The organism is Photobacterium galatheae (genome assembly GCF_000695255.1).
In the GTDB taxonomy this organism is placed as follows: Bacteria; Pseudomonadota; Gammaproteobacteria; order Enterobacterales; family Vibrionaceae; genus Photobacterium; species Photobacterium galatheae.
Map to the genome: position 1 here is coordinate 174,424 of NZ_JMIB01000004.1, position 18,661 is coordinate 193,084.

The 18,661-nt window shown below is 49.9% G+C and carries 18 protein-coding genes; 13 read left to right on the forward strand and 5 right to left on the reverse strand.

All coding sequences use genetic code 11. From position 1 onward, the window contains the following. Window positions 1-49 precede the first annotated feature (49 nt). Window positions 50-1,309: a winged helix-turn-helix domain-containing protein gene (locus tag EA58_RS02535; protein ID WP_200872145.1), complete on the forward strand. Its 1,260-nt coding sequence runs from the start codon at window positions 50-52 to the stop codon at window positions 1,307-1,309. A gap of 80 nt (window positions 1,310-1,389) precedes the next feature. Here EA58_RS02535 and EA58_RS02540 read toward each other — a convergent pair whose 3' ends face one another. After that, window positions 1,390-1,722, reverse strand: coding sequence for a PBPRA1643 family SWIM/SEC-C metal-binding motif protein (locus tag EA58_RS02540; protein ID WP_036748599.1), 333 nt, complete (start codon window positions 1,720-1,722; stop codon window positions 1,390-1,392). A 178-nt stretch (window positions 1,723-1,900) separates the two neighbouring features. Then, window positions 1,901-2,629, reverse strand: coding sequence for an SDR family NAD(P)-dependent oxidoreductase (locus EA58_RS02545; RefSeq protein ID WP_036748601.1), 729 nt, complete (start codon window positions 2,627-2,629; stop codon window positions 1,901-1,903). A gap of 159 nt (window positions 2,630-2,788) precedes the next feature. Here EA58_RS02545 and EA58_RS02550 point away from each other — a divergent pair, with 159 nt between their 5' ends. The 8 genes from EA58_RS02550 (at window position 2,789) to EA58_RS02585 (ending at window position 10,296) form a co-directional block, all read left to right on the forward strand. Further along, on the forward strand, window positions 2,789-3,682 hold the full coding sequence (locus EA58_RS02550; protein WP_036748603.1) for a LysR family transcriptional regulator: 894 nt from the start codon (window positions 2,789-2,791) through the stop codon (window positions 3,680-3,682). Window positions 3,683-3,915: 233 nt separating this feature from the next. Beyond that, a complete protein-coding gene (locus EA58_RS02555; protein WP_036748606.1) occupies window positions 3,916-4,278 on the forward strand; it encodes a GFA family protein in 363 nt (120 codons plus the stop codon). Window positions 4,279-4,771: 493 nt separating this feature from the next. Continuing rightward, entirely contained in the window at window positions 4,772-5,326 is a 555-nt protein-coding gene (locus EA58_RS02560; RefSeq protein ID WP_152547914.1) for a hypothetical protein, read from the forward strand. Between the two features lie 164 nt (window positions 5,327-5,490). Then, complete coding sequence (locus EA58_RS02565; protein WP_051641854.1) at window positions 5,491-6,186, forward strand: glutathione S-transferase family protein; 696 nt, start codon at window positions 5,491-5,493, stop codon at window positions 6,184-6,186. A gap of 300 nt (window positions 6,187-6,486) precedes the next feature. Next, window positions 6,487-7,536 carry a selenide, water dikinase SelD gene (selD, locus tag EA58_RS02570; RefSeq protein WP_036748609.1) on the forward strand — a complete coding sequence of 350 codons (1,050 nt, stop codon included), beginning with the start codon at window positions 6,487-6,489 and terminating at the stop codon, window positions 7,534-7,536. A gap of 8 nt (window positions 7,537-7,544) precedes the next feature. After that, window positions 7,545-8,303: a sulfite exporter TauE/SafE family protein gene (locus EA58_RS02575; protein ID WP_051641855.1), complete on the forward strand. Its 759-nt coding sequence runs from the start codon at window positions 7,545-7,547 to the stop codon at window positions 8,301-8,303. A 21-nt stretch (window positions 8,304-8,324) separates the two neighbouring features. Then, a complete protein-coding gene (locus EA58_RS02580; RefSeq protein WP_051641856.1) occupies window positions 8,325-9,470 on the forward strand; it encodes a cysteine desulfurase family protein in 1,146 nt (381 codons plus the stop codon). Between the two features lie 244 nt (window positions 9,471-9,714). Continuing rightward, a complete protein-coding gene (locus tag EA58_RS02585) occupies window positions 9,715-10,296 on the forward strand; it encodes a GNAT family N-acetyltransferase (RefSeq protein WP_036748612.1) in 582 nt (193 codons plus the stop codon). 54 nt (window positions 10,297-10,350) lie between these two features. On the opposite strand, the gene EA58_RS02590 is transcribed toward EA58_RS02585, so the two are convergent. After that, on the reverse strand, window positions 10,351-11,247 hold the full coding sequence (locus EA58_RS02590; RefSeq protein ID WP_036748614.1) for a LysR substrate-binding domain-containing protein: 897 nt from the start codon (window positions 11,245-11,247) through the stop codon (window positions 10,351-10,353). A gap of 160 nt (window positions 11,248-11,407) precedes the next feature. On the opposite strand from EA58_RS02590, the gene EA58_RS02595 reads away from it, so the two are divergent. Beyond that, a complete protein-coding gene (locus EA58_RS02595) occupies window positions 11,408-12,184 on the forward strand; it encodes an isocitrate lyase/PEP mutase family protein (protein WP_036748891.1) in 777 nt (258 codons plus the stop codon). Window positions 12,185-12,340: 156 nt separating this feature from the next. Here EA58_RS02595 and queC read toward each other — a convergent pair whose 3' ends face one another. Continuing rightward, the gene (gene queC / locus EA58_RS02600; RefSeq protein ID WP_036748617.1) at window positions 12,341-13,039 is read right to left on the reverse strand and encodes a 7-cyano-7-deazaguanine synthase QueC; all 699 of its coding nucleotides are present in this window, start codon (window positions 13,037-13,039) and stop codon (window positions 12,341-12,343) included. Between the two features lie 54 nt (window positions 13,040-13,093). Then, on the reverse strand, window positions 13,094-14,197 hold the full coding sequence (locus EA58_RS02605; protein ID WP_036748619.1) for a PLP-dependent cysteine synthase family protein: 1,104 nt from the start codon (window positions 14,195-14,197) through the stop codon (window positions 13,094-13,096). A 139-nt stretch (window positions 14,198-14,336) separates the two neighbouring features. Between EA58_RS02605 and EA58_RS02610 the strand changes: the two genes are divergently transcribed. From EA58_RS02610 to EA58_RS02620, 3 genes are all read left to right on the forward strand, one after another. Next, window positions 14,337-14,798, forward strand: coding sequence for an Lrp/AsnC family transcriptional regulator (locus EA58_RS02610; protein ID WP_036748621.1), 462 nt, complete (start codon window positions 14,337-14,339; stop codon window positions 14,796-14,798). 257 nt (window positions 14,799-15,055) lie between these two features. Next, the gene (locus EA58_RS02615; protein ID WP_036748623.1) at window positions 15,056-16,801 is read left to right on the forward strand and encodes an ABC transporter transmembrane domain-containing protein; all 1,746 of its coding nucleotides are present in this window, start codon (window positions 15,056-15,058) and stop codon (window positions 16,799-16,801) included. Further along, window positions 16,798-18,582, forward strand: coding sequence for an ABC transporter transmembrane domain-containing protein (locus EA58_RS02620; RefSeq protein ID WP_036748625.1), 1,785 nt, complete (start codon window positions 16,798-16,800; stop codon window positions 18,580-18,582). Before EA58_RS02615 ends, EA58_RS02620 begins: the two co-directional genes overlap by 4 nt. The last annotated feature ends 79 nt before the right edge of the window (window positions 18,583-18,661 follow it).

The window sequence follows — 18,661 nt, forward strand, 5'->3', positions numbered from 1 at the left end:
TGTGACATCGGCACCCCAAAAGCGATACATTGTGATTGATTGAAGATGCATGACAGGTGCGATGACCGTGATTGAAATGAAACGCCCTCAGGATCTGGCGCGTTTACGTCGCCTGGCTTTGTCTGCTCAGGGCTTGCTCCATACGCAGCCTTTCGGACGGGGCATACAGGGAGCAAGGAAAGCCATTGCACATTTAGGGTATGTGCAGATCGATACAATTTCTGTGGTGGAACGAGCGCATCACCATGTTTTACAGGCCAGAGTTCCAAATTTTAAGCCGGAGATGACGCATCAAATGTTGTTGAATGGCGATATTTTTGAGTACTGGACGCATGCGGCGGCGTTGATTCCGATCGACGATTTTCGGTTCTCCTTACCCTATAAACACGCCCTGAAATCTGGTCAGACGCACTGGTATAAAGCACGTGATCACAAGCTTATGCATGAGTTGCTGGCACAGATTCGTTCAGATGGCCCGATACGTTCCCGTGATATAGAAAGTAATCCTTCGAAGCGAGCGGGCTGGTGGGATTGGAAACCGGCCAAAAAGGCGCTGGAGCAGCTGTATATGGAAGGCGATCTGATGGTCAGTCACCGAGACGGTTTCCAAAAAACTTACGATTTAACTGAACGGGTATTGCCTGATCATGTCAATACGAAGATGCCCAGCCTGGAGGCGTTTGCCGAGCACTTGCTGAACCGGCAATTACGCTGTCATGGTTTTGTTTCACTCAAAGGGCTGACTTACCTGCGGCGAATTCCCGGGCTTCGAAAAGCAGTGAAGATACTGGTGACGGAAAAATTAGCGTCCGGTGATTTAGAGCAGGTGTGTGTCAGCAGCGGTGAGGTTTTTGTTCTGGAAACCGGTGCACTGGAGCGTCCGATTCCCCGTCTGAACAACCGCATGCAGATCCTTTCGCCATTCGACAACAGTGTCATTCAGCGTGACCGGCTGAAAGCGTTGTTCCACTACGATTATCAGATTGAATGCTATGTGCCCGCCGCCAAGCGTCAGTATGGCTATTTCTGTTTACCGTTACTGTATCGCGGTGAATTCATCGGACGGATGGATTGTAAAGCACACCGGAAAATCAGCCATTTCGAGATCAAATCATTGCACGTTGAACATCATTCCTTTGATGACGAGCGGATCATCGCGGCATTTGCAGAAGCTATCGGGCAATTCTGTCAGTTTCAGGCCTGCCGCACTGTGTCTCTGACCCAGGCCCATCCCAAACATCTTGCGGGGCGTTTGCAAAGTGTTCTGAAACGGCTGGGAGACAATCAGGAATGCGTGGCAGAAAAATAAGGGCGGGAAGCCTGTGAATGAACATGGTGTTCATTCACAGGTGGTATCAAAGCGTCAGTCAGCGTGAACACACGCGAGGATTAACCGCAGCACTTTTTGTATTTTTTGCCACTGCCGCACAAGCACGGATCGTTGCGGTTTGGTGTTTTATCAAATGTGATGGTGGCGGGTTTATTCAGCACCGTATCCAGCTCAACCGTATTTTCTTCCTGAGACGCATCCACGACAATATGGGCCACGATCGCGTGCTCTGCAACGATTGCTTCAATTTCTGCTTTCCGTGCTTCGGTATTGACCACAACAGTCACCGGCGCTTCTTCGGTACCGGCTTTGACGTGACGGTTGACGTTATAGCCTGACTGAGCATGGTTTTGCATCACATCGATGCGGCCTTTGAAAAAAAATTTTGACATTGGAGACTCATCACTTGTTGGTATGACGTAACAGAGCGGCGATTATACGCAGAATTGGTCACGGATAAAGCAAGGATGAAACAAACACACAGACAACAAAACCTTCAGGCCATGCTGAAGGTTTGCTCCTTGGTGATTCAAAGTGTGCTGTGATTTGTTCTGAGGTTTCCGGGCTGATTCACAGCCCATACCCGCCGCTCACCTCCAGAACGGCATTTCGCATCGCAATCGACTGATCAGAAAGTAAGAATGCAATCGCCCCAATCTGATCGTCTGGTGACAGAACCCGGCCAAGCGCAGTTTGATCGAGTGAAGCAAACAGCGCTTTCTGTTGTTCAGTCGTCATCCCAGCTTTGGATTGAATTTCTGTCGCGGTGACTCCCGGGCGGACAGCGTTGATCCGAATACCATCAGCGGCGAATTCAAGATTGGCGACCCGGGCAATGGCTTCAAAAGCGGCTTTACTTGCCGAATAAATAGCGGCGCTGGCAAATGCGTTGGTGACCGCAATGCTCGAAACAAAGACCACACTGGACGGATTGTTGAGGATCGGGTGAAGTTGTTGCAGCGTGAACCAGGGCCCTTTGGTATTGATGTTCATGGTTAAATCAAAGGCTTCTTCTGTGGTGGTCAGAATCGATCCCGGATAGAAAACGCCGGCGTTCAGCACCAGACCGTCTAAGCGAATGTTATCTGACTGGAGTGTGGCCGCCAATTGTTTGAGCTGGGCAGGATTGGCGCTGTCTGCGACATAACCGGTACAGCCCAGCGTTTGTGCGACCTGATTGATTCTGTCCTGGTTACGGCCTGTAATGATCACGCGGTGGCCGGTGTTGACCAGATGTTCCGCCAGCGCTTTGCCAATACCCGATGTGCCGCCAGTGACTAAAATTGTTTTTCCATTCATAGGACGCTCCGTTGTTTGCATGTGGTTGTGTATGGTTGCGCATATTTGCATTGATGTGAGGAGAATATCAGCTTGATTGGTGCGTCATAAGATACCAATATAGATACAAAATGGTGCTGAAATGGAAACAAAGGGCTGGAGATGGGAGCTGGAATCGACATGTCATATATGAATCTGCCGTTATTGCATGTGTTTCATCGGGTGGTGGAACATGGCAGTTTTCAGGCAGCAGCGAATGAGCTGAACTTGCCCCGCTCATCGGTCAGTAAGAAAGTCAGACAACTGGAAATGTTTGTTGGCCAGCCTTTGCTGCATCGTTCCACACGGCAACTACATCTGACGGATGTCGGCCGGAATTTACTCTTGGGCACGGGCGATCTCCGGGCTGTGCTTTCGAACCTGCATGGCATTATGGATGAAACTCAGGATGTGCCAAAAGGGCGGGTTAAAATCAGTGCCAGTATCCTCATGGGGCAGTGTTTTCTGGTGCCCCTTTTGAAACAGCTTCGTCAGACGTATCCAGAGATTATGATTGAGCTGAGTCTGGATGATCAGATGGTCGATTTGCTGGAACAGAACGTTGATATTGCGATCCGCATCGGCCAGTTGCCTGATTCGTCATTGATTGCCCGGAGAATCGGAGAAAAATGCTGGGGGTGGTTTGCCGCTGAAAGCTATTTGTCTGAACGGGGGGAGCCGGTGTCTCCGCAGGAACTGGCGCAGCATGATTGCCTGGTGTTCGGTAATGCAACCAGCACCTTTAATTTCTGGCCTTTTCAGGATGTATCGGGTCAGACCGAATCGATTGAAGTAACGCCTGCCATTCAGACGGACAACAGCCGGGTACTGGTCGACATGGCCTGTGATGGTTTGGGTATTGTGATGGTTGACCCTTGGTTTGTCCGGAAGGAATGTCAGTCGGGTCAGTTAAGACCGGTGCTGACGCATTGGCAACACCCGGACAGGAGTCCGATTCACTTGGTCTGTGTCGGCGAGCGCACCAAAGCATCGCAGGCGGTGTGGCAGTTTTTGCTGGAGCACTGGGCGCAATAAACTGAAATTTTCAGGAAAATGGATGGCAAGCCTTATGTTTTTGTCGGTTCTGTTCGCAGATATAGCCGTGAATTTTTTTCTTTCATTGCTTTGAGATGAAGACATTCGCTTGTTGATGCCAATCAGCTATTTGATCACAACCATGATCGGGGTTGGGACAATTGCGGTATTAAGACAACAAAAAGTGTAAATTCTGTGTTTTCATCCCTGTTTGAAAGAAAAGGAGTTTCACCATGTATACAGGCCAATGTCACTGTGGCAACGTCCGGTTAACCATTCCCAGACTGACTGAAACCGCAACCCGGTGTAATTGCTCAATTTGCCGCCGTTATTCGACCCTGTGGGGTTATCTGACTGAATCTGAGGTTGATATCAGTGTGGGTCAGTATGGCACGCAGCAATATTCACATGGAGATCAGTGTATTGATTTCCATCGCTGCGGACATTGTGGCTGTGTGACGCATTATTCAACGACAACCAAAGTCGAAAGTGATCGCCTGGCTGTGAACTACCATCTGTTTTCTGTTCAAGACATCGCCTCAATTCGAATCCGGCTGTTCGATGGTGCAGATACATGGCAGTTCATGGATGAGTGAAGTGAATCCGTGAACTTGATGAGTAACATTGAGGTGTGATGAAACAACTGGCGGCCAGTATGCCCTGAATCGCTCTGGCCGTTTGAAATACATCCGTAAACCGTGGCGATATCCGGCACAGGAGATCGAGTGATCTGGATCGAATGGGGGAGTGAACGAAGGCATTTTGGGTGATTTCAAATTGTTGCCGTGCATTGGCAATGTTGTTTGAAATAGAATCTCAGGTGAATTGATTATTGATGTAATTTATTTCAGCGTAAAAATAATCGCTAAGTGAAAGATATTACAGATATTACAGATATTTCACGGAAGTTTTTGTTGTTTTGAAAAATGAGAAATGCTCTTGGTTATTGAGTGAAATGTATATAAGGTTTGATAAAAAATTAAGGTGATATTTTTTTGCTCTATAGGGTGATGTCCCCTAGTCTTGATTTGCAGTTGAAATAAACACGTAGTACTCGCTTCTAACCATCCTATTCAAAGGAGCTAAGCTATGAAAAATTCATCTGGAAATAAAATAGCCGTCTCATGTTTTTTGGTTATATTGAGTATTTTCTCCATTCATGTGTTTGCAACACCACCAGTCGTCACTTGTACCGGAATACAGTCTGCAACCTATACACCGGGAATGAATGATGATCTGAAAACGATTGATGTTCAGGTCGAAACGACTTTTGCAAACTGTGTCCATTTACAACCGTTGCCTAAAATCATGTCAGGTTATTCAAATACAGAAGCTACTGTGGACGCTTCATGTAATGACCTTGGTGTTGCTGTTCCTAACCAGCGTACAATTATCTGGAGTAACGGGCAAAAAAGTAAAATTAACTATATTTCGACGGTCTCTATTGTGAATGGCCAGGTTGTCTTGACGTATGATGGTGTTGTGTTGAGTGGGCTCTATCAAGGGAGTTCGGTCTTTGGGAGTGTCACTGCAACGACTTTTATTGGCAATGAGCCTGTAGATGCATTGGTTGGTTGTGCAACCGATGAGGGAATCAGTGGGAACTCCGGACCTGCATTTATGACCATCACACCAACCCTTTAAAAATACCACTGTTTCGTTTTCAGTCTGATTTCGGTTTTCGGGTGATGTCAGGAATGATGCCATGCCGTCAGTGATCCACTGATGGCATTTTTCATTCTTGTTGATCGGGAATGTTGATTTAATATGGCCGCGGGTTGAGGGAAACCGCTAAAGAAGGGGAAACAATGGACGTGATACTTTACAGCGCGACAGGTTCTAATAGTTCAGAGCGGGTTGAATGGGTGCTCAACTACAAAGCTGTACCATACAAGCGGATTGAGGTGGCCCCTGAAGGACTCAAAACCAGTTATCTTCAGATCAATCCGTTTGGTTATGTGCCTTGTCTGGCCGTTGACGGCCATCTGATTCAGGAATCAATGGCGATTATTGAATGCCTTGAAGAACTTTTTCCGCCATCGGGTTCACAGTTCATTTCATCGCAATTCAAGGCATCACAACATAGCCTGATCGGCGATTCCGTTTTCAGCAGAGCCGCTGTGCGTGCGGTCTGTGAGTATGTGAATGCCAGCATTCATTCGCCGCAGAATCGCACGGTGCTGAAAGCATTTCGCCCGGAGCTTTCTGAGCCATCCAAACGTGAACTTCGTGGTCAATGGATCACAACCTGTCTGGAGACACTCATGAAACAGCTCTGTCAAACATCGTCATTTGCCATTGGCGAACAATTTACAATTGCTGATATTTTCGTGGCATCGATTTATAAAAAGGCGTTGCAACACGGTGCGGTTGCGAGTCCTTTTTATGACCAGCATTTAGACTGGCTCCGGCAGGATGAACAGATTGCAGCGGCAGAGCCGTTCGCACCGGCATGCGTTGCTTTCACCAACCAGGCGGCAAATTCACGATCAGCGCCACGCTAAGATCAATTTTTATGTGACTGACCGCAATAAAAAGGAAAGTGATGTGTTTGTTACTTTCCTTTTTTGATTGCTGATTTTTTCATTGGGTCAACATGGTAAATCTAGTCAGGACGCGGCTCACCCATCCATTATTGATTGTTCTATCATAACCTATTGTTTTTATTGTCATTTGTTGTCACCCGGGTGACATGTTTGTGAAATAAAAGTGTCATATGGTCGGTGTAAATTTCCCGACTCAAATTTGTCATGATTCTGAAAATAATTTGTAACGTGAAACAATATAAAAATGGAGCGTCTGAAATGTCAGTGTGTAATTTATTAGATTTTTCTGAGTCGGGTGGTTGTGGCTGTAAAATTCCACCTCAGATGTTGACGAATATTCTTAAAACAACGCAAAAGAAAAATACCGTTAAGAATGAAGATATTTTATTAGGTTTTGAAACTTCCGATGATTGTGCCATTTATAACTTCGGTGGCAAAAAGCTGTTGTTTTCGACTGACTTTTTTAGTTCAACGGTCAGCTCCCCTTATTTGTTCGGAAAAATCGCTGCAGCCAATGCACTGAGCGATATTTATGCGACCGGTGGCCGCCCTTTAATTGTGAATTCAATTCTGGCATTTCCGCCTGATGATATTCCGATGCCATACATTGAAAAAATGATCGAAGGTGCTCAGGAAGTGATGGCGGAATGCGGGGCAACCGTTGTTGGCGGTCATACCATCAAAAACGCGCAGCCTTTGTATGGCTTTGCGGTGATTGGCGAAGCTGAGGATGCACATATCCGGCAGAATAATACGCCCCGCAATCATGATCTGGTGATCATCACCAAACCATTAGGGATTGGCATTATTTCAAATGCCCTGAAGGTGGGAAGGCTCCGCGAAGAAGACCTGTTTGAGTCGACGCTTGAAATCATGAGCCGCGTGAACCGGATTGGTTACTCTCTGGCTCAGCATCAAGGGGTCAGCGCGATGACTGATATCACCGGTTTTGGTCTCGCAGGTCATTTAAGCGAACTGGTGGAAAACACTGGGTTTAACGTCAACATCGACGGGGATGCGGTGCCTGTCATTGACGGCGTTGAAGCTTTAAGTTTGGCGGTGACCAAGAACCCAAGCGGGACTTATAACAATATCAGCCGCTATGCACGTTTCATGAAGTATGACGCCGATATCAGTGATGAACGCCGCCTGATTCTGCATGATCCTCAGACAAATGGTGGATTATTGTTTACCGTCGATGAAGAAACCTACCGGGAACATATTCTGCCGCTGTTTGAAGCTGAATCGTCGGAGCATTATGTGATCGGGACCATCAGCGAAGGGCAAGGGCAGATCGTCGTCAAATGAGTCAGGAAATGATCGTTGGTCTGTTAGGGATCATCACAGGCAGCCTGTCTGGTTTACTGGGTATCGGTGGCGGCATCTTGCTGGCACCTTTACTGATTATTTGCATGCCATGGCTGAACGGTATGGCATTGCCCATGGTCACGATCACAGGCCTAACGGTTGCACAGAGCTTTTTTGGCTCCGTCAGTGCGCTATTTCATCACTCAAAATATCAGCAACGGGATAAAAATCTGATTTTCCGCTTCGGTGTACCGATGGGGATCGCCAGCCTGACGGTGTCGTTGTTTACTTTTCATTTATCCGACCAAGTGATTTTAATCACCTTCTCTGTGCTGGCAATCAGTTCAGTGGTGATTGCCACCTTAGGTCCGGATTTCTGGAAAAAATGGCTGGGTGAAATCCGTTTAGACTCTGTGGTCTTGCCGATGATCGGCCTGTTGCTCGGATTTACTTGCGGGATTGTCGGTCAGGGCGGTGGGTTTATTTATCTGCCCGTGATGATTGCCGTGTTCGGCTGCAATCCCAAGCTGGCCATTGCGACAGCCCCTGTGATTGGAATTATTTCTTCTTTCTCGTTGTTTTTCGGGCGTGCAGCCTCAGACACACTGGACTGGACGCTCTGCGGCTATCTGGTGGCGGGCATATTCGTTGGCGCGAAAGTCGGCAGTTACCTGTATTTCCGATTGAATGAAAAGGTGCTGGCGCGCTGCGTGAATATTTTCGTGCTGCTGAGTTCAATCAAGATCATGTCGATGGCTATCGGCTGATCAAAATCGATTGGTGGAAAAATGATTAATGCGGATGTAAGCGGGTCTGACTGGATCAAGCCCGAGGTATTTGATTACCTGAAAAAACAGTTTTCTGAAAAACGTTTTGGTAACCCGAACTCGAATCATTTCATCGGAAACAGTTTGTTTCAGGAGATTGAAATGGCAAGAGGGACATTGTGCGGTCTACTGTCCTGCGACAGTCATCATCTGATTTTCAATGGCGGTGCAACGGAAGGGATCAGAAATGTATTTTACAGCTTCTTTGAGCACCACAATTATCAGGATGCAGTGATCCTGTACTCGCCTTATGAACATTCAGCGACGCTGGAAAATGTTCGCTACTGCCGCTCGAAAGGTGCAGCGTGTATTGCCTTAGCACATGAACAAAATGGTCTGCTGGATCTGGCCGAGTTGAAGGCAACATTGCAAGCTTGTCAGGGCAAAGCCATTCTGGTCGCGGTGATGGCTGCGCATAATGAAACCGGTGTGATTCAGGACTATCAGCAGATTGCTGAAGTGTGTCACAGCTATGATGCGGAATATCTGTGCGATACGACGCAACTGATTGGCAAGCAACCTTTTGATTTTGAACGAAGCGAGGTGGATTATGCCGTCGCTTCCGGTCATAAGTTTGGTGCTTTGCCCGGTACCGGCTTTCTGCTGGTGAAAAATTCCTGGCATTTCAGCCCGCTGTTGCTGGGCGGCGGACAGGAATCCAGTCTGAGGGCGGGTACCCAGAATTATCTGGGCATTGCTTCGATGGCAATTGCGTTACCGCTTGCGCATCAACGGATGGCAAACCAAGCGGAAGTTACCGTTGCGCAGCGACGCTTTGAGCAAGCGCTGCAGCATCACTTTCCCGGAACGGTCATTATTGGTGAAGCGGCACCACGTGTTCCGGGACTGACTTTCTGCGCCATTGGCGGTGTCAGCAGGGAAACGTTGCAGGCGGCCTTAGAAGATGCCCGCATCATGGTGTCGTCCGGCTCGGCCTGCTCCGACCGGAAATCAGCCTTGTCGAAAGTGGCAACCGGGCTGGGGTACAGTGATGAAGTGGCAAAAAATACCCTGCGCTTTAGTTTGGGATACTCGGGCACGGCAGCAGTCTATAGCAGTCTGACAGAGACACTTCTGGCGGTTGAGCCGAAAGCGCTGGTTGCCTGACTTTCGCGGATGGTGTTTGAGTCAAGAGCCAGCTTGATATGCTGGCTCTTTTTCATCGTTTCAGAACAAGAGCGCTCAATATGAACGGGATGTTTATTTCCGGAAGCAGCACTTGAGCTACAAAGAGAGAGTTCCTGTGAACAGGATGAGTGAAACTTATCTCATATCGATTTATGATGCTCCGCCATGCGCTGCTTGCAGGCGCTGAATGAATCATTCTGAATCATCAAGGAGATTGCGACGGATGTGGATCGGCAACGAAACGCTTGAAGGTCAATGGACGACATTAGAACCATTAGAAGAAACGCATATCGAGCCGTTGAAAAAAGCGGTTTCAGAGGGGGAATCCTGGAAGCTGTGGTTTGCCAGTGTCCCGACACCGGAAGCCATGCCCGACTATGTGAACCGCGCCATGCAGGATGCCCGGGAAGGAAATATTGCCTACGCCGTGCGGCTGAAGTCATCCGGCGAAATCGTCGGAACCACTCGCTATTACCATGTTGATGAAGCGAATCGCAGAGCGATGATCGGTTACACCTGGTATTCAGATTCGGTCAAAAGAACGCCGGTGAATACTGAATGTAAATATTTGCTCCTGAGTCATTTATTTGAAGGTGCCAATGCGATTGCCGTCGAGTTCAGGACGCATTTTTTCAATCAGACTTCTCGTGCTGCCATCGAGCGTCTTGGCGCAAAACAGGATGGGATTTTGCGTCACCATCAGATCATGAAAGATGGCTCATTCAGAGATACCGTCGTGTATTCGATCATTGCCAGTGAGTGGCCGGCGGTGAAAGCGAATCTGCTCAGTAAGCTCAGAGATTAGGGAAGGGCGCGATAGAGCAATTGGGTTAGGTGCTGTTCAAGTCGCCCGGTATGTTCAAGCGCCGGATATTTCAGTTTTCAGCCACGCCATGAACACCTTTAATCGTGCCAGTCTGGCTGAGTTCGGGTCATAGACCATATAGCGCCTGACCGGATTTGGGTGAGGTAACTGAAAAGGGATCACCAGCTGCCCGGCGTCAAGCTGGCTCTGATATAAATAGGGGACGGCCAGCGTGACGCCATGGCCGTTTAACACCGCAGTCAGTGCCATATCGGTGCTGTTGACCCGGGTCCACTTGGCGTGTTGGTTGCTGGCCTGCACACCGGTGTTTTCAAACCAGCTTTGCCAATCGTAGGCGCCGGGGTGCTCCAGGGTAACCAGCCAGGTGGACAGAAGATCTTCGGGGGAACTGAATGCCAGGTCACGGGCAAGTTGGGCAGAACAAACCGGGTAGACTGCGGATTCACCAAAGTACTCACAGGACAGGTTGTCTGGTGTGTGTTTTTCCACTTCTGTGCCGAAACGAATTGCCAGATCAATATGTGCTTGCCTGAGATCATCAAACCCCGCGGACGAGACTACTCGAATTTGGATTTCAGGATGTAATTCGGAAAAGCGTTGCATCCTTGGCATCAACCAGAGCGTGGTAAAAGCCTGTGTTGAGCTGATTGTCAGCTCACCAGCAATCTCTTCCTGATGAATTTGGTTCACCCCTTGGCGAATGATGGCCAAAGCTTGTTGCGCGCACTCGAACAGGCTTTGCCCTTGCTGGCTCAATAGCATTCTTTTGCCTTTCCGGACAAATAAGCGGCATCCTAAACTCTGTTCCAGCTGTCGCATTTGCTGGCTGACTGCGGCTTGGGAAATACAGAGTTCATCGGCCGCCAGACTATAGCTGTTGTGTCTGGCTGCGCATTCAAAAGTGACCAGTAAATTGATATTTCTCAGCAAAATAGGGTTGTCTCGCCTGTATTCTGTTTCAGTATTATAAGTTTTTCTTATATTAAAAGTCGATTTGTATCGTTGGTGTTGAACCGCACCGGGAAACAAAATGGGTATTCCAGGGATCAGCCCGGCCCATTCGTGGTTTTCCAGTCAGGAGACAGACATCATGCAAGAATTTAAACAGTTACATCAGCAAACGACGCCTTTCATCATCGGAAATGTTTGGGATGCTGCCAGTGCCCGTTGCGCCCAGCAGGCCGGATATCAGGCGTTAGGGACTTCCAGTGCAGCCATCGCCAGTTTGCTGGGCTATGAGGATGGTGAACAAATCCCGTTTGCTGAGTTAGTTTTTATGGTTCGGCGCATTGCCGCAGTCAGCAAGCTTCCTCTCAGTGTGGATATTGAAGCCGGGTTCAGCCGGAATCCAGAAGTGATCGCCCTTCATATTCAGCAGCTGGCGGCGTTGGGTGTAGCCGGGATTAATATTGAAGATAGCCGGGTAGACGCAGACCGGACCCTCGTTCCGGCGGAGGAATTTGCGGCGATATTGTCGGCCGTAAAAGCGATCCTGCAACATGACCAGACTGAGGTATTTCTCAATGTTCGCTGCGACGCATTTTTACTGGGTTTAGATAATGCTTGCGCTGAAACGGTGAAGCGCGCACAAATCTATCAGATGGCAGGTGCTGATGGCTTATTTGTGCCCTGTCTTACGCAGGCTGAACATATCAAAGCGGTTGTTGCAGCAAGTAGGCTTCCGGTGAATGTGATGGCAATGCCTGATCTTCCTTACTTTGAGGTGTTGGCGGGCTTGGGGGTGAAACGGATCAGTTCAGGAAATTTTGCCCATGATGTGATGCACAGACATCTTCTGAATCAAATGGTTGAGATGAAACAATCAGGATCGTGCAAATCTCTGTTCGGTTCGAGCACTGCCGGATGACCTGATTCGCTGCTGCTCTTTTTCAGACTCAGAATGGGAGCGGAGAAAGTGATCTCGGGTGAGGAAGTTGGGTTTGTGTGAAACAGCACTCAGTTTTGTGGCTGCCGACCGCATGATGCGGCCGGCGTTTGCGGTGATGATCCAGGCCGGAGGAATTTAAGCCCGGTTATCTGCCTGTTTCCCGGTCAGTGAGTTCATCACTGCGTCTTTGTCAGTCAGGTAAGATTCCAGCCCTTCACGGCGCAGGTCGCACGACGGGCAGTTGCCACAGCCGTCGCCAATAATACCGTTGTAGCAGGTCAGGGTATGGTTGCGGATGTAATCCAGCTTGCCGTGCTGATCGGCCAGCGCCCAGGTTTCGGCTTTGTTCAGCCACATCAGCGGTGTTTCGATGTTCAGCGGTCGGTCCATGCCCAGCACCAGCGACTGGTTCAGCGATTTGACGAATGCATCGCGGCAGTCCGGGTAGCCGGAGAAGTCAGTTTCGCACACACCGGTGATCACCGCTTCTGCGCCAATCTGGTATGCGTAAATCCCGGCTAAAGTCAGGAACAGAATGTTGCGGCCCGGCACAAAAGAATTTGGCAGGCCGTTGTCCTGTAACTCATGCGAGACCGGGATGTTGTCACGGGTCAGCGAGCTGATCGCCAGTTCGTTCAGCAGACCGACATCCATCACTTTATGGGCCGCCACGCCCAGGTCTTTGCAGATGGCCTCGGCGACTTCGATTTCCAGTTTATGGCGCTGACCATAGTCAAAGGTGATGCAGTGAACTTCATCATATCGGGCCATGGCCTGAATCAGACAGGTGGTTGAGTCCTGTCCGCCACTGAAAACGACAACTGCTTTGCGCATCATGCTGCTCCGGATTATTGATAAGACTGATGGGGGCACATCCTACCCTGAGAGTCAGGATATGCCAAGTGACAGTCGCTGCCATTCCGACCAGCTCAGGATCCCGGTTTGTTCAAACGCCGAAAGCTGATCAAAATAGGGTTGAATGTCGCCAATATTGGCTTCAACCCAGCTCGGATCGAAATATGTATCCAGATAGCGTTCCCCGCTGTCACACAGCAAGGTCACGATAGAGCCGGTTTCGCCCCGGGCTTTCATCTCGCTCGCCAGTTGCAGAACACCGTACAGATTGGTGCCGGTTGAGGCCCCGGCTTTGCGGCCCAGCAGTTTTTCCAGCCAGTAAATGGTGGCAATGCTGGCGGCATCCGGAATGGTGCGCATTTCATCGACGACGTCCGGAATAAAGCTCGGCTCAACGCGCGGACGACCAATGCCTTCGATCCGGCTGCCACGCTGGCCTTTCAGCGCCGGGTCTCGGGTCAGGTAGTAGTCGTGAAACACCGAATGTTCCGGATCGACGACACAGAGCTTTGTTTCGTGCCGCTGATAGCGAATGTAACGTCCAATGGTGGCAGATGTGCCGCCTGTCCCTGCACTCATGACGATCCATGATGGCACCGGATGATCTTCCAGCTTCATTTGCTCAAAAATGCTGTTGGCAATGTTGTTATTGCCCCGCCAGTCGGTGGCCCGTTCAGCGTAAGTAAACTGATCCATGTAATGGCCGTTCAGCGTTTCAGCCAGACGGCGAGACTCGTCATAAATCTGGCAGGGGTCGTCTACAAAATGTGCCTGACCACCATAGAATTCAATCTGCTCAATTTTTTTACGCGCTGTATGGCGGGGCACGACAGCGATAAAGGGCAGGCCGAGCAAGCGGGCAAAGTAAGCTTCCGAAACCGCGGTGCTGCCGGAGGATGACTCGATGATGGTGGTGTTCTCACCAATCCAGCCATTACACAGGCTGTACAGAAATAAAGAGCGAGCCAGTCTGTGTTTCAGGCTGCCTGTCGGGTGGGTGCTTTCATCTTTCAGATAGATATCGATACCGTCAAGAACCGGGATATCCAGTTGAATAAGGTGCGTGTCTGCCGAGCGTTGAAAATCGGCTTCAATTTTTCTGATGGCCTGGTTAACCCAGCGAGGATCATGACGCATAACGTATCCCTAGTATTCGTTGTCTGATGACTTGATAAAAAGTTTACGGATTCCAGCGGAAAAATCTTTGCTATTATTATTATCATTAAGATTTTTTGTAGAAAACTTTTCTACAAAATTCATTGTTTAGAGGAAATTTATGGCTGATATCGATGCGACGGACCGACTGTTGCTGGGCATGCTGCAACAGGATGCCAGCCTGTCACTGAATGAGTTGGCAGAAGCCGTGAATCTGACAACCACGCCGTGCTGGAAACGACTGAAACGTCTGGAAGAAGCAGGCATTTTAAAACGCCGGGTGGCCCTGTTGGATCCGGTGAAACTGGGTCTGTCATTTATTGCGTTTGTGCAGATTAAAACCAGCGATCATTCACAGGCATGGTATAACCGCTTTGTCGTTACCGTGAACGAGTTTCCTGAAGTCATGGAGTTTTACCGGATGGCCGGAGAATATGATTACATGATGAAAGTTCAGGTCGCGGACATGTCAGCCTTTGATGCCTTCTATAAAAAACTGGTCAACAGTATTCAAGGTTTAACCAATGTGACTTCGACGTTTGCGATGGAACCGCTGAAATACACCACCGCACTACCTTTATAAACATCTGAGGTTGAACAGAAAAGTACTGTATAAGAACAGATATATTTTTATGGGGCTGAAAATGCGCAGCATCACCTGCTGTTTTCCTGAATCCCCTTATTTTTGAGTTGAAAAATAGGCTATCTTTTTGCCAATATGTTGCTTGATTGTCACTTCACGGTGATCGAGTTTCTCCCTCTCAACAGCCCCTGGAACATCATCATATTCTGATTTATCGCTCACTCAGCGTGGGCGAGCCGTATTTTGCTGGAGGAAAAATGCAGATTTTTTGGCAACTCAGGTGGTATTTCCGACAGGAATGGCGGCGTTATGGCGGTGCGATTGCCATCTTTGTCGTGATTGCGATTTTTGAACTGATCCCCCCGCGCGCAGTGGGCTGGATCGTCGATGGTGTCGTGGACGGTAAGATTTCACTGAACACCATGCTGATGTGGCTTGTCGGCCTGGCAGCCCTATGGGTGATGGTTTATCTGCTGCGTATTGTCTGGCGGCTGTGGTTGTTTGGCAGTGCCGCGAAGCTGGGGACTGTCCTCAGAGATAAGCTGTACCAGCACTTTACCCGGCAGGCCCCGCAGTTTTTTGAGCGTCATAAAACCGGCGACTTGATGGCTCGTTCGACGAACGATGTGAACGCGCTGGTGATGACCGCCGGGGAAGGGGTCTTAACGGCTGCGGATTCGCTGATCACCGGTTGTGCTGTACTGCTGATCATGACCACGCAACTGAGCTGGCAACTGACGATTCTTGCTCTGCTGCCCATGCCTGTCATGGCGCTGCTGGTGTCCCGCTTTGGCAGACAGTTACATGACAGGTTTGGTGAATCTCAGGCGGCGTTTTCTGCGCTGACAGACACGACGCAGGAGTCGCTGAACGGTGTTCGCATGATCCGGGCGTTTGGTCTGGAGAAGCGCCAGCAGGCAGCATTTGAAAAAGTGGTCGATACGGCGGGCGACAAAAACTACGAAGTGGTGAAAGTCGATGCCAAGTTCGATCCGGTGATTCAACTGACGATTGGCATGTCGTTTTTCCTCAGCGTCGGTGGTGGGGCGTATCTGATCCACATCGGTGAACTGACGCTGGGGGATCTGACGGCCTTCACGCTTTATCAGGGATTGATGATCTGGCCGATGCTGGCGATTGCCTGGCTGTTTAATATTCTCGAACGCGGTTCTGCGGCCTGGAAGCGACTGCAGGAAATTCTGAATCAGCAGCCGGATATTGTCAGCGGTCAGACGCCATTGCCGGGGCTGCGAGAACCGTTGTCCATTCAAATTGAAGCGTACCATTGGCCGCAACAGCGTCAGCCTGCACTGAAAGAGGTTCACATTCATCTGGCCGCCGGTCATATGCTGGGGCTGGCCGGTCCGGTCGGAAGCGGGAAGTCAACACTGCTGGCATTGTTGCTGCGTCAGCAGGAACTGGTGCAGGGCCAGATTGCTTATGGCGGGGTAGAAATCCGCGATGCGGTTCTGGATGCGTGGCGAAGTCGTTTTGCGGTGGTCAGCCAGAGCCCGTTTCTGTTTTCGCGCTCAATTGCAGAGAACATTGCGCTCGGGAAACCGGAAGCTTCCATGTCTGAGATCCGTCGTGCCGCAGCACTGGCGTGTATTGATGACGATATCATGCTGTTTCCTGAAGGGTATGACACCCTGGTCGGAGAGAAAGGCATCACCCTGTCCGGCGGTCAGAAACAGCGGATCGCCATTGCCCGGGCATTACTGCTGAATGCAGAAATTCTGGTTCTGGATGATGCGCTGTCTGCGGTAGACGGCAAAACAGAGCACCGCATTCTGAATAATCTGCGTGCACAGCCGCAGCGCCAGACCGTGATTGTGATTGCTCACCGACTGACGGCACTGGAACAGGCGGATGAAATTGTGGTGCTTCAGCATGGCGAAATCAGTGAACGCGGCACGCACGCCAGCTTGCTGGATCACGAAGACTGGTATGCCGAGATGTATCGTTACCAGAAACTGGAACAAGCAATTGAGGAGGGCCAATGAAGGAACAGGCCGTAAATAATGCTGTCCTGAAGCGGTTGCTGAGCTATGCGCTGACAGATAAGCCTAATCTCGTGGCTGCGATTGGTCTGCTGCTGATTGCTTCGCTGGCTGATGTGTCTGGTCCGTGGCTGATCCAGCACTTTATCGATAACAACATCACCCGGGATGAGTTTCCGGCCATAGAGGTCGCGGTACTGGCAGCGGCTTATCTGGCGCTGATGATTCTGGCGGGTGTGTTTAAGTATGCGCAAGCGCTTCGCTTTAACCGCCTGGCGATTGATGTGGTGCAGAAGGTGCGAAAGCAATTGTTTGCCAGTGTGATGAATCAGCCATTGTCTGCGTTTGATTACACGCCAAGTGGCAAGCTGATCTCCCGGCTGACCAATGATACTGAATCGATCAAAGAATTTTACGTCTCAGTGATCGCGACATTTCTGAAGAACATCATTCTGATTCTGGTGATGCTGGCCGTGATGACCATGATTAGCTGGCGTCTGACCCTGGTGGTTCTGGCATTGTTGCCCATCGTGGTGGGCGTCATGGTGGTGTATCAGCGGAAAAGTGCCGGGGCTTACCGCCGGATGCGTGATCTGTTGTCGGATATCAATGCGTCGATGAGTGAGTCGATTCAGGGGATGAGTCTGGTGCAACTGATGCGTCAGGAGGAAGGCTTCAAAGCCCAGTTCTCAGGGCTGACAGACCAGCATCTGAAGGCGCAAATTGGGGTGACCAAACTGAACAGTATGTTACTTCGGCCCTTGATTGATCTACTGTCAGGGATTGCATTGCTGACTTTGGTTGCACTGTTCGGATTCAGCGGCACTGAGCTGATTGGTGTGGGTGTGCTGTATGCGTTCCTGAGTTATCTGGGGCGGGTCACCGAGCCTTTGATTGAGATGACGCAGCAATTGTCGCTTTTGCAGCAGGCGCTGGTCGCCAGTGAACGGATTTTTGCCCTGATCGATGCCCGTCAGCAGCGCTACGGCGAGGATCTCAGTCCGATTGCAAGCGGACAGATGGCGTGCCGTAATCTCAGCTTCAGTTATGACGGTAAGCAAAAAGTGCTCAGTGATATCAACATGACTTTGCCGCATCAGGGTTTTCTGGCACTGGTCGGTCATACGGGCAGCGGCAAAAGTACCCTAGCTTCACTGATGATGGGCTTTTACCCGAGTTCTGAAGGCGTTGTGGAACTGGACGGGCGTCCGCTGGAAAGCCTGAGTCAGCCGGTTTTACGGCAGGGGATTGCGATGGTGCAGCAGGACCCGCATGTGCTGAGCGATACGGTGCGTGAAAACGTGAGTCTGGGGCGGGCCGTGGGCGACCCTGTGATCTGGCAGGCGCTGGAAACGGTCGGCTTGGCCGGACAGGTGCGTCAGTATGCCGAGGGGCTGGATACCTTGCTCGGCAGTGGTGAAGTGAATCTGTCCGCCGGACAGCGACAATTACTGGCGCTGGCACGCGTGCTAGTGGAGCAGCCCAAATTGCTGATTCTGGATGAAGCCACGGCCAATATTGATTCTGGCACCGAGCAGAAAATTCAGCATGCGCTGGCTGTTTTACGCAAGAACATGAGCCTTGTGGTGATCGCGCACCGGCTTTCCACCATCATGGATGCCGATGAAATTGTCGTCTTGCACCAGGGTGAAATTATTGAACGAGGGACGCATGGCAGCCTGCTTTCTGAGCGGAAACAGTACTGGCAAATGTATCAGCTTCAACAGGCGGGTGATCATCTTCACCAATTGGAAGATGTCTCGACGGAAGCGGTAGAAAATTGACGACCGTCTGACAAAAAAGTACCAGTCTTTCCCTATAAATGGCTCCCGAAATCATGATGGCATATCTGGTTCTCGGGAG

What these genes read in the sequence shown, in the direction of transcription:
- EA58_RS02535 (WP_200872145.1), top strand. Translation starts at nt 50, where the DNA reads ATGACAGGTGCGATGACCGTGATTGAAATGAAACGCCCTCAGGATCTG.
- EA58_RS02540 (WP_036748599.1), bottom strand. Translation starts at nt 1,722, where the DNA reads ATGTCAAAATTTTTTTTCAAAGGCCGCATCGATGTGATGCAAAACCAT.
- EA58_RS02545 (WP_036748601.1), bottom strand. Translation starts at nt 2,629, where the DNA reads ATGAATGGAAAAACAATTTTAGTCACTGGCGGCACATCGGGTATTGGC.
- EA58_RS02550 (WP_036748603.1), top strand. Translation starts at nt 2,789, where the DNA reads ATGTCATATATGAATCTGCCGTTATTGCATGTGTTTCATCGGGTGGTG.
- EA58_RS02555 (WP_036748606.1), top strand. Translation starts at nt 3,916, where the DNA reads ATGTATACAGGCCAATGTCACTGTGGCAACGTCCGGTTAACCATTCCC.
- EA58_RS02560 (WP_152547914.1), top strand. Translation starts at nt 4,772, where the DNA reads ATGAAAAATTCATCTGGAAATAAAATAGCCGTCTCATGTTTTTTGGTT.
- EA58_RS02565 (WP_051641854.1), top strand. Translation starts at nt 5,491, where the DNA reads ATGGACGTGATACTTTACAGCGCGACAGGTTCTAATAGTTCAGAGCGG.
- selD (WP_036748609.1), top strand. Translation starts at nt 6,487, where the DNA reads ATGTCAGTGTGTAATTTATTAGATTTTTCTGAGTCGGGTGGTTGTGGC.
- EA58_RS02575 (WP_051641855.1), top strand. Translation starts at nt 7,545, where the DNA reads ATGATCGTTGGTCTGTTAGGGATCATCACAGGCAGCCTGTCTGGTTTA.
- EA58_RS02580 (WP_051641856.1), top strand. Translation starts at nt 8,325, where the DNA reads ATGATTAATGCGGATGTAAGCGGGTCTGACTGGATCAAGCCCGAGGTA.
- EA58_RS02585 (WP_036748612.1), top strand. Translation starts at nt 9,715, where the DNA reads ATGTGGATCGGCAACGAAACGCTTGAAGGTCAATGGACGACATTAGAA.
- EA58_RS02595 (WP_036748891.1), top strand. Translation starts at nt 11,408, where the DNA reads ATGCAAGAATTTAAACAGTTACATCAGCAAACGACGCCTTTCATCATC.
- queC (WP_036748617.1), bottom strand. Translation starts at nt 13,039, where the DNA reads ATGCGCAAAGCAGTTGTCGTTTTCAGTGGCGGACAGGACTCAACCACC.
- EA58_RS02605 (WP_036748619.1), bottom strand. Translation starts at nt 14,197, where the DNA reads ATGCGTCATGATCCTCGCTGGGTTAACCAGGCCATCAGAAAAATTGAA.
- EA58_RS02610 (WP_036748621.1), top strand. Translation starts at nt 14,337, where the DNA reads ATGGCTGATATCGATGCGACGGACCGACTGTTGCTGGGCATGCTGCAA.
- EA58_RS02615 (WP_036748623.1), top strand. Translation starts at nt 15,056, where the DNA reads ATGCAGATTTTTTGGCAACTCAGGTGGTATTTCCGACAGGAATGGCGG.
- EA58_RS02620 (WP_036748625.1), top strand. Translation starts at nt 16,798, where the DNA reads ATGAAGGAACAGGCCGTAAATAATGCTGTCCTGAAGCGGTTGCTGAGC.